The following is a 13,755-nucleotide window of genomic DNA, read 5'->3' as shown; positions in this document are numbered from 1 at the left end:
AAAACGCATATACTGTACACTTATACAGTATATGCGTTTTAGGTTATGTTATGTTTGTCATTCCCATTTATATAGAAGCAGGCGTGTGTGGTTTTGAATCACCCGCAGCGCAATACACCGAGCTAGGTGTAACCCTTGATGAGCTTTTAATAAAGCATCCAGATGCTACGTTTATTGGTATTGCATCGGGTAACTCTATGCAAGAAGTCGGAATTTTTGAAGGTGACTTATTAGTTATCGACCGTGCAGAGTCGGTAAAAAATGGTGACGTTATTGTTGCTAACTTAAATGGTCTTTTTGTATGCAAACTGCTTGATAAAACCAATGCGCGGCTGCTTTCAGCTTCCTCTTTACATAAGCCTGTACAACTCACCTCTGCAGACGAGTTTCAGCTCGAAGGCGTAGTAACGCTATCAATAAGAATGCACAGGCAAAGCCCAGAGTTACTAAAATGTATGCCTTAGTTGATGCTGTGTCATTTTATGCCAGTGCAGAAAAAGTATTCGACCCTGCTATTCGATCCAAACCCGTGGTTGTACTTACTAATAACGATGGCTGTGTATGCGCTATTTGCCCTATTGCTCGGCGCTTAAATATTCCTAAATTTGGCCCGTACTTTAAAGTTAAACATTTACTTGAGCAAAACAACGTTGTTATTCGTTCTAGCAATTACGAGCTTTATGCTGATTTAAGCGACAAGATGATGAATATTATTGGCCGCTTTTGCGATACACAACACATATACAGTATTGATGAATCGTTTTTGCACTTTAATGGCTACACATCATTAATTAAAGACTGGCACGAATACGGCCATACAATAAGGCGCACAGTGTGGCGCGAAACGAAGCTTCCTGTAGGTGTAGGTTTTGGCCCAACCCCTACTTTAGCAAAAGCCGCTAACCACGCCGCTAAAAAACTCAGTGGTTTTAATGGTGTAGCAGTCATAAATAGCGAACAAACTCGCCAAGCTATTTTACAGAGAATGAGCTGCGAAGATGTATGGGGAATAGGCCGGCGACTAGCTAAAAAGCTTAAAATAATGAATATACACACCGCCTGGGATCTTGCTCAGCAAAACCCTAAAGCAATGCGCCGTGCATTTAGTGTGGTTGTTGAACGTACAGTAAGCGAGCTTAACGGGATAACATGTTTAAACTGGGATGATGTACGACAAGACAAGCGGGAAATTTATTCGACCCGTAGTTTTGGAGAGCGCATATGTGAGCCAACAGCCCTTAAAACGGCGCTAATTAACCATGTAACCACAGTGGCTAATAAACTAAGAGCGCAACGTTCGCTCACTCACCAGCTTTATATTTTTGCAGCCAGTGGCGCGCACGAAAATAGATATTATAAAAAGTCGTTTGTGTATAAGTTCCCCTCACCCACTAACGATACCTGCGTGATGGCTAATGCTGTATCTGAGGTATTTGATCAAATATACCAACCTGCAGTTAGGTTTTACAAGTGTGGTGTAGGCGCTTTAGAACTTACGTCACAGCAATTTCAACAAAGTGATTTGTTTAACCAACGTACTGACAACCCACAATTAATGAGTTGCCTAGATGCTATAAATACACGGTATGGGAAAGGAATGCTTAGTTTAGCTAGTAGTAAATTAAATGACCGGTGGCACATGAACCGTGATTTTTTGTCGCCGCAGTACACCACGCGTTGGCGCGATATCCCTAAAATATACTGCGAATGATTTGCTACTTACTAGATGCTTTATTTACTTTCATCTGCTTTTTTAAATGTGCACTCTACACTGGGTTTGCTCAATGTGTACTTTAGTGTGTTATCAGCTAAAAATTGGATACTTTGGATAATTGTTTTTTCGTTTATTGCATCTTCACAACGGCTCATTCTTAAACCGTTTTCAAGGCCATCACTTTTATATTTAAGTGTGCTGGTTATAAAACAAAAGTTTGGTTTTTTAATGGTTCGGGTACCATTGTGGAGCGATCCAAATATAATTTGCTTACCTAGTTTAAAACCCGCACTTGCATCACTTTCATCTGTCAAACTCAAATTACTATTAACACATAATCCAGAATTAGCCGACACAACTTCGTAGGCTCCCAATTTTGACTTTAAAAGCGGTATAAATCGTGTTTTATTACTCGGCTCAGAAAAAGCATTTGCACTTGTAAAAGCGACAGTTAATAAAGCGAGTGTTAAATATTTCATTTCGTGGGTGTATCCTCGTGAGTCAGCGTGTTAAATAATAGCAAAATGCCTAATCACTTAGCTTTTATAACTTTTAACAACTATAACAGAGATTTACTATAAAAGGAGAGAAGTCGTATTCAGGAACCAAGGCGTGAGCAGCTAGCGGAAGCTTTGCTCGACTATTACTTATTCTTACATGTGTAAGCCAGTAAGGTAACGCAGAAGCAATTACCGAGCTCACTAGGTTACACACCTCGTGCCGCGATTAAATCCCTCTAGATTAAATACGTTTAAAACAACAAAGATTCCTCCTAGATACTGCATTACAAACCATTTTGCTGTTAAGTACTTTAGTTAATACGTACTTAAACAACAAAACGATTTATATCAATGCACTTACCTGTAAGGAGACATTGGACTCATTAAATTGTTTAGGTAGTACAAAAGTTACTGTTTATTTTATTGCCAGTACTTTGCAAATAATAAAGGGTAGCTTTGCTTTAAAAACTTAGGTTTGTCTTTAAAACGTTTACCTTTGGGTTCATCGCTGCCTGATGGAATAAACGGCAATTCGTCTTCGCTGCGTTCTTCAAATAATAAACCGGCTATTAAGTCGTACTCATCAATGTACGGATAAGGCTGCTCGTTTAAGTAATAAACAGGTGTACACTGCGCTATAGAATCAGCATTTTCTAAGGCGTTTTCGAAAACTGTTTTACCGCGCGAAATTAACCAACATCTAAATTCGCTAAAGCCGTAATCGTCGTTACATCCAGCCATCACAAAAGCGGCACCAAATAAATCCCAGGTAAAACACTTGCGCATATGTATGCCAAAATGCTTATCAAAATCAATAAGGTGTTGATCGCTTAAATCATTAAGTTTAGTTTTTAGGTTATCGCTCACACTTTGCGGATCGAGCCCTAAATCAGGCGTTGTTACTAATTCCCAAAAAGCCTGTTCTGTTAACGCTGCCATTATAAAATCTCTTTTACTCGGCCAACTTGACCATCTTCTAAACGTACTTTAATACCGTGCGGGTGATTAGGTGATTTTGTTAAAAGACGCTCAACAACACCTTCGGTTAATGTACCGCTGCGTTGATCTTCTTTTAATACAATATTTACTGTTATGCCTGATGAAATTTGCGAACGCGTAGGAACGGCCATAATTGAAACCTTTAAAGTAATTTATGTAATTATAAACATCACTGTGCTGTCAAACCAACTAAACCACTATTAATTGGCGAAAAATAAGATATGTGCTGGTTTAATATTCAGTTTAATACTTGCTAGCTGATTTAGTATAATATCTTTTAATTCGTCAAGCTGGGGTGTTGCACTTTCAAGGGCTATATCATCATTAAAATAGCACTGCACTTTTAACGTGTTTGTTTCGTTATTTAAATCCACTGAATGCGTTAAATAGTGAAAGCCAAATACGGTTTCTTTTATTGTTTCACACGCAATAGTCAATACTGAGCGAATTTGCTTATCGCGTTGTTTTTGAGTTTTAGTCATAAATGTACTAGCGCTACTTATTTAGTCTGGGCTTGCTGCTGCTTTTTAAACTCTTCGTAATTAGAGTCCTGTTTATTTAAGCATTCGTAATATTCTTTATCCGCTTTATAGTTGCACTCATCAAGACGTGCAGATTGAACTTCGTGAAAACGTGCATCAGAGCTGCAACCAGCCAAAATACAAAATCCGATAATAAGTAATGCGCTGTTTTTTAGTTTATTGATAAACATTAAATTTCCTTACACTTTCGATATCGAAAAAGCGTTAAAATATTATTGTATATTAGCGTCCTAAAATTTTAATTTTCAAAGGTTCTACTATTATTTTTATGTAGCGATGCTAACAATTGCCAGCTAACGACATAAATACTCTATCAGTCCTCAAAATCTTGTTTCCGCGCTTCTGACAATGCTGATGCTAGTAACCCGGTCGGTACAGCAACAATACCAAGACCTATTGTTAGAATAAAGAATGTAAATATTTTCCCTCCGACAGTAACCGGATACATATCGCCATACCCAACCGTAGTTAAAGTTGTTACGGACCACCAAAGAGAATGAAATACAGAACTAAATTGCTCTGGTTGAGCATCACTTTCGCAGTAGTAAATACCTACAGCAGATAAATAAAGCATAATAGCAGCAACAAAACCAAAAAGAATTAGTTCTTCTTTAGCTATTACTAACGCTCTATGAAAACGTTTAATTGCTTGATTATATTTAAATAACTTTAAAATTCTAACTAGCCTTAAGAGCCTAAAAATACGAATAGATCGTAAGTCATAACCAGTAGATAGGTAAAAAGGGAGGATAGCTAATAAATCAATTAAACCATAAAAACTAAAAATAAATTTTAACTTTTTTTTAGCTACCAAACATCTTAGTATGTACTCAAAAGAAAAGATAACGACTGTAATTATTTCAACAAGATAAAGAATCCATTTTAAATTTTCAGATAAATTAGGTAATGTATCGATAGAAAAAGTAACAAGTGAAACTATAATTAAGAATTGAATTAGTAAAGCGAAAACCTTTCCTCGTAATGTATTAGTATTATCTAATAAATCTGTAAAAAAACCTTTTCCTACCACCGCTACATCCTTTAGACAAGTTTCAAGTTAGCAGTTTAACATAAATCGTTATTAAAATTCTATCAACATGATTTTATTAAATAATTAATAAGAGTAATTTAATCTCCTTCATTATTAGCAAGTTCGCTATTACTTGAGTTTTCGAAAGAAACGACGTTATCGACCTTCATGCTAAAGGCATCAAAAAATGCGTTTTTTAGTACAGAAATAACGGCTTGGAAAGTCGAAACATCCGTATTATCTAGTTGACCTTCAATAGGAATGCGTGCAGCAACAAGTTTAGATTCATCGTTTTCGAGTATAGAGCCGAGTAAATCAACACTGCCTTCAAATATGGCAGTAAATATGCCGTCATCATCTTTTTCTATATCTTCGCGCCAAGAAAATACACTAAGGTTTTGAACACCCGCTTTTACATAACCATTTAAGTTATTATCTTTAGCCACAAGTTCCATTGCGCCATCAATGCCCCCCGCTTCAATATCAAACGGTGTATACACTTTAAATACAGTGTCGAGATTTTTAACTGAGAAGCGCTGTACCTCTGCGTTAAAATCAAAATTAGCGTGCTTGCTAAAAGGGTCTAATTTGCCATTAAGCCTTAATGCCGCCTCCCCCATTAACGCACCTTCTACGTTTAGAATAGTCACAAGTGTTTTTGATAGGTTTTGCGCATTCGTTATGTTTTCAATTCTGGCATTAATATTTGATATAAAAGTGGGTTTTTCACCCTGACTAGTTGCATTAACTAGGGACAACTTACCTTGTTCGATAGTTAAGGTATCGATTGAGAACAACACTAAATCGTTGGCGAGTCCGATCCAAGTTGTTTCATCTTTTACACGTTGATTTTGCTCTGCTGCGTTTGGGTTTTTATCATAAATAACAATTTCAGGGCGCATAAAAGCCATATTTGTTACCAGATTCCCTTTTAAAAGCGCCGACCATGCAAGTGAAAAATCAAGTGTTTTTACCGCAAGTAAAGGTCTAGGTACTGTGGTTGCGTTAGTAGCGTAAATTTCTACATCGTCAATGGCATAAGCGCCACGATATAAAAACAAATCTACATCACCTATATGTCCCGTAATACCTTGCGTATGTTTTAGCTGGTAATTTACATACTGCTGCACTGCATAAGGCGCAGCTATTCTGAGGGTAATTAGCAGTAATACAATTACGACAAGAAAGCTGAACCATTTACGGTGTAATGAATTTAAAAATGAACGCATTGTAATTTCCTTTATTTCCACCTACAAAGCAGTATTTTAAACATGTAAAAACTACGCAATTTTGTAATAGCAGTACATATAATGCGAGTAAAATACGTATTCTATAAGGTTTGTTGTAGTTAGCTGGTTAACATGGGAATTACAGCAAATGATGTACCAGTTTACAAAGCCCGATTTATAAACTGGTAAAGCAGGTTAAATAAAAAGGGTTAGCAAATTGCTAACCCTGAAAAATAAAATTTACTAACAATGTTTACTCATCATCAATAATAATGCGTAACATGCGGCGCAATGGCTCTGCGGCGCCCCATAAGAGCTGATCTCCCACTGTAAACGCGCTTATGTATTTAGGGCCCATGGCTAATTTACGAATACGGCCAACAGGAATACTTAATGTCCCCGTTACTTTAACTGGGGTTAAGTCAGTAGCGCTAATTTCGCGCTCATTTGGAATAACTTTAACCCATTCATTATGCGAGGCTAAAATTTCTTCAATTTTGTCTACGCTAATATCTTCACGTAGTTTAATAGTCATTGCTTGTGAGTGACAGCGCATTGCACCAATACGTACACATAAACCATCAATTGGCACTGGTTGCTTAGAAGAGCCTAAAATTTTATTGGCTTCAACCTGCGCTTTCCATTCTTCTTTAGACTGACCGCTTGGCATAGGTACGTCAATCCACGGAATTAAACTGCCTGCTAATGGCACACCAAACTGGTCTTGTGGCAAATCACTTGAAGCCATTTTTTCGCTTACTATCTTATCAATTTCTAAAATAGCAGAGCTTGGGTTATCTAGTTTATCTGCGACACTTGCATGAATAGCGCCCATTTGTGCAATAAGCTCTTTCATATTTCGTGCACCGGCGCCCGACGCCGCTTGGTAAGTCATTGGGCTTACCCATTCAATTAGGTCTTGCTCAAATAAACCACCTAATGCAAGTAGCATTAGCGATACTGTACAGTTACCGCCCACAAACGTTTTAACGCCTTGCGCTAAGCCTTGTTCAATAACATCTTTGTTTACAGGATCCAGCACTATAATGCTATCGTCACTCATTCGCAGTGCTGAAGCGGCATCAATCCAGTAGCCATCCCAACCAGATTCTCTAAGTTTTGGATATACGGAATTGGTGTAATCGCCGCCTTGGCAAGTAACAATAATATCCATTTTAGCAAGTTCGCTAATGTCACTTGCATCAAGCAATGGTTTTGCATCGCCTGCAATGTCCGGTCCTAACTGACCCGCTTGCGAGGTGGTGAAGAAGGTAGTGTCGATATGGGCAAAATCACTTTGTTGCTGCATACGTTCTAATAACACGGAGCCTACCATGCCACGCCAACCGACTAATCCTACTTTTTTCATTGTTTTTTCCACTGTTTTGTTCATAAAAGATGCCTTAATACATTAAAAATTAAATTCATTGCGTGAGATTTAATTTTCATTAACGTCAAAATAACACCACCAGCCCACTAAAACTAGTGAATAAAGTAGAACTCAAATTTTTTTCATAGTGTAAAAAATGCAAAGGCATGCAGTGCTTATTTTAAACTTTAATAAAAGCTTAACCTTGTTGAAACTTATATTTACCACGCTTAATAGACACATTGAATAAAGATGTTTTGTGTAATTCTACATTCAACTAAAGGAAAAGATAATGAAGACATTCACTCTTGCTCTACTTACTTTAAGTTCAGTATCACTTAATGTATTTGCGGATACTAGGCTTTCAGCAAGCACAATAACGCTAAAAGACAATGAAAAAGTATCCTTTGAGCGCGCAGAAATAAATATGGAACAGCAACAAGGTATATTGGTAAATACTGCAACAACCTATTACGCACCACAGGTTTGGATAAATGGGCGCTTAGAGCTGTTTTTTGTGGGTTCTACAAATGGAAATCAATTTTGTGAAGAGCGTGGTCACAATCAAGAAATTTCTGGAAGCACAATTACCTGCGGAGAGGATGAAAGCGCCTACGGAGACTTCGATTGGTATAACCAATCATGGGGCATGAAAAGTACTGGTAGTAAAAACCAATGTTATCAGCTCTATGCAACTATAAAGTGCAAATAGAAAAAATATTGACACAAAAAAGCCCCGTTAAATAACGGGGCTAATCGGTAACTATGGTTATTATAATTCCCTTCCTTGGGCAAAGCTATGCGTTAAAATTGATACTTATACTCAACCGAAAACTCAGTTCCTTTTTCCTTAGAACGAGTTAATACTCCATCCGCTTCAATTTTTTGATCTTGGCCTAAAATATTCAACACTTTAAACTTAATGCTCGAATTGAAATCAGGGAAGTAAGTATAGTTTAAGTCTACAGAATGAAATGGCTGCTCCATCCAATCCTCTTGACCTTCAATACCCGGTATAATGATACGTTCACCAAATACATTATAAATAATTGTCGCAGCATGCTCTCCACTTGGCGCATCGTAGCCTAACTGCATATTTACCACGTATTTAGAGTGTCCGGTTAAACGTCTCTTTGTATTTGTTACAGCAGCTGAAACCCCTGTTTGATCCACAATTGCTTGTCGATCTAACTTTATTTCAGAATCACTTAATGTAACATTACCACTTAAAAAGATATCTTGGCCGATACCACCTAAAAAAGTAAAATCTTTTAGGTAATCAAATTCAATGCCTGCTACATAACCTTCCTCAGCATTCGCTATTCGTACTAATGGAGGACCGTCTTGAGAAGGTGATTGCACTGATTCAATAGGGTCAGTCATATCTTTATAAAATAAACCTACTGAAAAGTTTTCACCTGTATCGTAGTAATTTTCCCATCGGAAATCATAGTTTTTGATTTGTGTTGTACGCAGGCCCGGTGTTCCCCCTACTGGATATTCTGTAAGTGGATCAATATATGTTGATTCTGAAATCTCACGTAAATCAGGCCGTACAACTGTTTCACCATAGCTTAAACGATATTGGGTTTCATCATCATAAACATATGTAAATGCTAACGCACCATAAACATCATCTTCTTGAAAAGCTAAATCTGCAAGCTCGTCGTACTCAATTGATGAGTCAAGACCCCCTGTAAATGGATCTAAAGGGACAGACACTTGCCTAAAGTCTTCCCAACGAATACCACCACTTATACGCCATTTATTATTAAAGAAAAAATCTGCTTCAAAATAATAAGCATCCGTTTTTTGAGCCGACCTATAATCATCACCGGAAACAGTCGTATCATTTAAAATAGGTAAATTAAGCTGAGCATTAGCAATTACATCGTCAGATAAAATGCTGTTTAATTTATTGCCATTTAAATCTACACCGCTAAAGGCACGCGTATTAATGTCAAAACGACGATTAGACGCTGAGCGTTCTTTTGATATAAAATCAGCACCTGATTTTATATCAATATCAACGCCATCAAGCATAATAGGGAACGTGAAGTTAAACCCGTAATTCTCTACTTCATCATTTAAATCTTGATACGTATAGCGTGCTGCCGTTGTTGCATTAGTTAAAGCGATTTCATTTTGAACATCATAATTACCATCTTCGTTTTCATCAGTAACAATAAATCGCGTTGTTAAGTTACCTGGTGCATAACGATTTGAACGACCATTAGAGTATTTCCAATCAAAGCCTGCAAAGTTTAACCAATCAAACGTATGCGTGCCTTTAATCTGATTTACAATTAACTCACGCTCTTCGTAGCTAATATCGTAAGAACGAATGCGTTTGTTATCCGATTGATTGTTGTTCTCATCAATACCTAACCGGTCTCTAACTTTGTCTTCAGTATCACGAAGTATCAGCGAACTAATATCAATACGATGTGACTTATCGTACTCAATACCAAAATTAAACATCCCAGAAAGCTTTACGTTATGCTCACTAGAGGTCACTTTGTCATAACCTCGCGTAAGCGCAGCAGTAGACTCCCCTAGACGGAAATCTTGCCCTTGGTATTCTTCACCTACAAAATATTTATTATCGTAACTTACAGCAGATAAAAACCCATAACGCCAATCACCTGACTCAAAGCTATTACCCAGTGTTACAGTAAATTTAGTATTTGGGTCTAAACTTGTTTCAGTTGGGTCATAATCTCTATTTAAATCAAGTGCTAATGCACGACTTTGCTCAGGTGTAACATCATCAATTGATTGACCTGATTTATAAATAGCTTTAATAGAATCGGGCATTTCACGTGTGCCGTCATCAAAACCATACCAATCATCAGAACCGCCATTGTATTCAAGGCCATCATCAAAATTGTTGCTGTTGTAACCTAACTGACCTGTAACATCAAAAACAAACTGATTCGGAATACTTTTTAATCTTATATCTACATTACCACCACCAAATGAAGCAGGCATTGATGGTGAATAAGATTTTTGTACTGATAAGCTCTCGATTATACCTGCTGGAAATAAATCCAAAGGGATAACTGAACGTGTTGGATCAGGACTTGGCACAGCAGCACTATTTAATTGCGTACTCGAATAGCGCTCGCCTAAACCCCGTACATATATAAACTTACCGTCAACTAATGTAAGACCCGTTACACGGCGCAAAGCGCCCGCAGCATCGCTGTCACCACTACGGGATATTTGCTCTGCTCCCATGATATCGGCAACAAATGCTTGTTGCTTACGCTCTTCAAGTACAGCCGTTGCAGTGCCTTTTAAACGACTAGCACTAACCACAACTTCTTCGAGTACAGCTTCATCATCAACTTCAGCAGCATTAACTGACATGCTTAGACTACATAAAATTGCGGTACTTAAAGCTGATAAACTAAAATGTTTGGAAAATTGTTTCATGTTTACCTCTATCTGATATAAAACAGAAAGTTATAAAAAGGTGTTAAACAAATTTAACACCTGTTCTTACTGTGTTATTCCAGACCTACAGTCCAACCAGCGGTCCAATCATTAGTACTTGAAACTGCACCTATATGGTCAGTAGTATCAAAGAAGCTATCGATTGCCTTTACGTCTGTTGGAACTGTTGTATCTATTGTAAAAATACCATTTACAACATCAGGTTGTCCTGTTGCAACTAGATTACCTAAGGTTGTCGTCCACCAGTTTTGCGTATCAAAAGTAACGCCACTTGGGTCTTTAAAGTTTTCTGAGCAAGCAATAACTGAAGACTTAATCAATAAAGTTCCGTCGTTGGCATTATTCACTGTTTCGCTCTCAGTAAATAACGGGGTTCCAGAGTCATCTTTTGCAATACCTTCAATTTCTAAACACTCACCCATCCCTACTGGACCGGTAACAATAGTGTTATAGATTTGAGCGCCTGTGCCTTCACGGAAATACATACCTTCACTATCATCTTCACCATCAAAGGTATTACCTATGATAGTTAAGTTAGCAATAGTCGGATTTGATTTAGGTAATTTTGACGGTGATTTACCATCGTTATCTGATTCAATACCACGGTTTGCATCCGAATTATCAGCAGCTTGTTTTACAAGTACATGTTGTAATTTACCTTGGAATCCATTATCCCAGTCAATACTGTCATCTTGAATACTTGTAAGCACAACGTATTTTGCTTGAACGTTACCACCAAAAAACTCTATTCCATCATCTGCATTTTGGTGAACCTGTAAGTATTCAACGGTTGTACCAGAGCCAACACCGCCAAAAGTAATACCGTTTATTTCATTACCCGGTGAAAGTAAGTAGCCACCATTCATTACGCGAACATAACGCAAAGTACCTGAGTTATCAGTCGTCTCTGTACCACCAAATACCGCTCCACTTTCTACGCCCTCTACTTGAAGAGCACAATCACCAGTATCTGGGCATTTGTTAGACGGGGCATTACCAAGAAGCACTAAACCGCCCCATTGTCCTGCAGCTGTTGCTTCGCCAGCTACATCTTGACTAGATGTAAACGAAATAGGCTTATCTTTTGTGCCGTTAGCTTCTATTTTAGAATCACGACCAACAACTAAATAATCTTTACCGTTTCTACCATAAACGGTAACACCAGGTTCAATTGTCAAAGTAGCAGAGTCTGTTTTATCACCCCCAACGAATACAGCGCCGTCAAGTGCATAAAGGTTACCAGCGGTTAGTGTTAAATCAGTGGTAATACGACCCGATATTTCACACGTTGTCGTTGTGCCATCACCTGGTGAAATTGAAGTTGTTCCTGTAGGGCAACCTGCAACAGCTTCAGGTGCGGTAACAATTCCGCCACCATAACCAAATGCCCAGCCTTCACGCCAATCATCAGAATCATTCAATGCACCCGCAAAATCAACTGTGTCGAAAAATGCGTCAACGGTATTAGCAACATCCTGACCAGCACCTAACAAAGGAGAGCCGACAATAGGCTGACCATTAACACCTAGCATAGGTTTGTCATTAATAACGTTACCAGATTGCGCCGTAAACCACCCTTCTAACGCTAAAAGTACTGAACCATCTGCACCTTTAGGGTCTTTAAAGTTTTCACCATTAGTACAAGACATAAAAGTGTTTTGCATTAATATAGTGCCATCGTTAGCATTATTTACTGTTTCGCTATCAGAAAATAAAGCCGTGCCATCATCAGCCAATGCAATACCTTCAAGCTCTAAACACTCACCCATTTCATTAGAGCCTGTGATCACTGAGTTGTATAGGTGTAAACCGGTGCCTTCACGTAAGTAAATACCTTCAGCATCGTCTTCACCATTAAAGTTATTACCAACAATAGTTAAATTAGAAATCATAGGCAACGATTTTGGATCTTTAGAAGGGATTTTACCGTCGTTATCAGCTTCAATTCCTCGGTTTGCATCTGTAGAGTTTTTATCTTGCTCGACGTAAACAAACTGCATTTTTCCTTGGAAGCCATTATCCCAGTCAATGCTATCATCATCGATACTTGTTAAAACAACGTGTTTTAAATTAACCGCGCCACCAAAAAATTCAACGCCATCATCCGCATTATTATGAACTTGTAAGTAATCAACTGTTGTACCAGAGCCTACCGCACCAAATGTAATGCCGTTTAACTCATTACCAACAGAAAGTTCAAAACCCGCATTTTTAACGACTACGTATTTAAGAGTACCTGAACTATCAGTGTTATCAGTACCGCCAAACACAGCACCAGACTCAACACCTTCTACTTGAAGTGCACAATCGCCTTCAGCAGGACATTTATTTGAAATACCATTGCCTAATAACACCATACCGCCCCATTGACCTGCAGCAGTTGTTTCACCTAAAACATCTTGCTTAGATGTAAAGATAATTGGGTCGTTTTTAGTTCCTGACGCTTCAATTTTTGAGTCGCGACTAACAACAATGTAATCGCCTCCATTATTACCAAAGACGACAGCGCCTGGCTCAATAGTAAGCGTTGCACTTTCTGATTTATCTTTACCAACAAAAACAGCGCCATCAAGTGCCCAAATTGCATCAGTTGAAAGTGTTGTATCTTGTGTTATAACACCAGAAAGAACCTGAACAGTAACAGAACGACCTAAGGCAGTAGATACCTCAGTTGATAAACTTTGGCTAAATGTACCGGGTAACTCTTCAGCTGTTGGTGGTGTTGGATTTGTAGGTGAAGTTGGTTGTTCAACCGTTTCTTCAACATTTAGATTTATATCACCGCCACAGCCGGCTAATGTAATTGCAGTAGCCACAAGGCTGACCTTGAATAAGTCAGATAATTTCATTGTTCACTCCGTTAAAGTATTTAATTATTTTGTTAGCGCTTTATTAAACTCAAGTCACCTTAAG

At 38.1% G+C, this 13,755-nt stretch carries 13 protein-coding genes; 3 read left to right on the top strand and 10 right to left on the bottom strand.

Features of this window, described 5'->3' with window-relative positions; genetic code table 11:
• The first annotated feature begins 50 nt into the window (after nt 1-50).
• Together AOR04_RS21425 and AOR04_RS21420 are read left to right on the top strand one after the other, a co-directional pair.
• Nucleotides 51-464, top strand: a complete 414-nt coding sequence (locus AOR04_RS21425) for a S24 family peptidase (protein ID WP_096794633.1) — start codon at nt 51-53, stop codon at nt 462-464.
• A complete protein-coding gene (locus AOR04_RS21420; protein WP_008139018.1) occupies nt 452-1,711 on the top strand; it encodes a Y-family DNA polymerase in 1,260 nt (419 codons plus the stop codon). The genes AOR04_RS21425 and AOR04_RS21420 overlap by 13 nt, the downstream gene beginning before the upstream one ends.
• Before the next feature lie 20 nt (nt 1,712-1,731).
• Here AOR04_RS21420 and AOR04_RS21415 read toward each other — a convergent pair whose 3' ends face one another.
• From AOR04_RS21415 to asd, 8 genes are all read right to left on the bottom strand, one after another.
• On the bottom strand, nt 1,732-2,193 hold the full coding sequence (locus tag AOR04_RS21415) for a hypothetical protein (protein WP_096794632.1): 462 nt from the start codon (nt 2,191-2,193) through the stop codon (nt 1,732-1,734).
• A gap of 441 nt (nt 2,194-2,634) precedes the next feature.
• Nucleotides 2,635-3,153 carry a DUF4240 domain-containing protein gene (locus tag AOR04_RS21410; protein ID WP_007377587.1) on the bottom strand — a complete coding sequence of 173 codons (519 nt, stop codon included), beginning with the start codon at nt 3,151-3,153 and terminating at the stop codon, nt 2,635-2,637.
• Nucleotides 3,153-3,344, bottom strand: a complete 192-nt coding sequence (locus AOR04_RS21405; RefSeq protein ID WP_096794631.1) for a YwbE family protein — start codon at nt 3,342-3,344, stop codon at nt 3,153-3,155. The genes AOR04_RS21410 and AOR04_RS21405 overlap by 1 nt, the downstream gene beginning before the upstream one ends.
• 69 nt (nt 3,345-3,413) lie before the next feature.
• Nucleotides 3,414-3,695 carry a hypothetical protein gene (locus tag AOR04_RS21400; protein WP_096794630.1) on the bottom strand — a complete coding sequence of 94 codons (282 nt, stop codon included), beginning with the start codon at nt 3,693-3,695 and terminating at the stop codon, nt 3,414-3,416.
• Nucleotides 3,696-3,712: 17 nt separating this feature from the next.
• On the bottom strand, nt 3,713-3,925 hold the full coding sequence (locus tag AOR04_RS21395) for a hypothetical protein (RefSeq protein WP_007377590.1): 213 nt from the start codon (nt 3,923-3,925) through the stop codon (nt 3,713-3,715).
• Nucleotides 3,926-4,068: 143 nt separating this feature from the next.
• Nucleotides 4,069-4,785 carry an ion transporter gene (locus AOR04_RS21390; RefSeq protein ID WP_096794629.1) on the bottom strand — a complete coding sequence of 239 codons (717 nt, stop codon included), beginning with the start codon at nt 4,783-4,785 and terminating at the stop codon, nt 4,069-4,071.
• A 98-nt stretch (nt 4,786-4,883) separates the two neighbouring features.
• Complete coding sequence (locus AOR04_RS21385) at nt 4,884-6,014, bottom strand: DUF748 domain-containing protein (protein ID WP_096794628.1); 1,131 nt, start codon at nt 6,012-6,014, stop codon at nt 4,884-4,886.
• Between the two features lie 253 nt (nt 6,015-6,267).
• Nucleotides 6,268-7,407 (bottom strand): aspartate-semialdehyde dehydrogenase, encoded by a 1,140-nt coding sequence (gene asd, locus AOR04_RS21380; protein ID WP_008139027.1) that lies wholly within the window; start codon nt 7,405-7,407, stop codon nt 6,268-6,270.
• Between the two features lie 268 nt (nt 7,408-7,675).
• Between asd and AOR04_RS21375 the strand changes: the two genes are divergently transcribed.
• Nucleotides 7,676-8,095, top strand: a complete 420-nt coding sequence (locus AOR04_RS21375; RefSeq protein ID WP_096794627.1) for a hypothetical protein — start codon at nt 7,676-7,678, stop codon at nt 8,093-8,095.
• 92 nt (nt 8,096-8,187) lie between these two features.
• On the opposite strand, the gene AOR04_RS21370 is transcribed toward AOR04_RS21375, so the two are convergent.
• Both AOR04_RS21370 and AOR04_RS21365 read right to left on the bottom strand, forming a co-directional pair.
• Nucleotides 8,188-10,821, bottom strand: coding sequence for a TonB-dependent receptor domain-containing protein (locus AOR04_RS21370; protein WP_096794626.1), 2,634 nt, complete (start codon nt 10,819-10,821; stop codon nt 8,188-8,190).
• Between the two features lie 74 nt (nt 10,822-10,895).
• Nucleotides 10,896-13,691 (bottom strand): hypothetical protein, encoded by a 2,796-nt coding sequence (locus AOR04_RS21365; RefSeq protein WP_096794625.1) that lies wholly within the window; start codon nt 13,689-13,691, stop codon nt 10,896-10,898.
• Nucleotides 13,692-13,755 lie beyond the last annotated feature (64 nt).

Origin of the sequence: Pseudoalteromonas sp. 1_2015MBL_MicDiv (assembly GCF_002407505.1) — a bacterium.
GTDB classification, from domain to species: Bacteria; Pseudomonadota; Gammaproteobacteria; order Enterobacterales; family Alteromonadaceae; genus Pseudoalteromonas; species Pseudoalteromonas fuliginea.
This window is presented reverse-complemented; position numbering and strand designations above follow the sequence as displayed.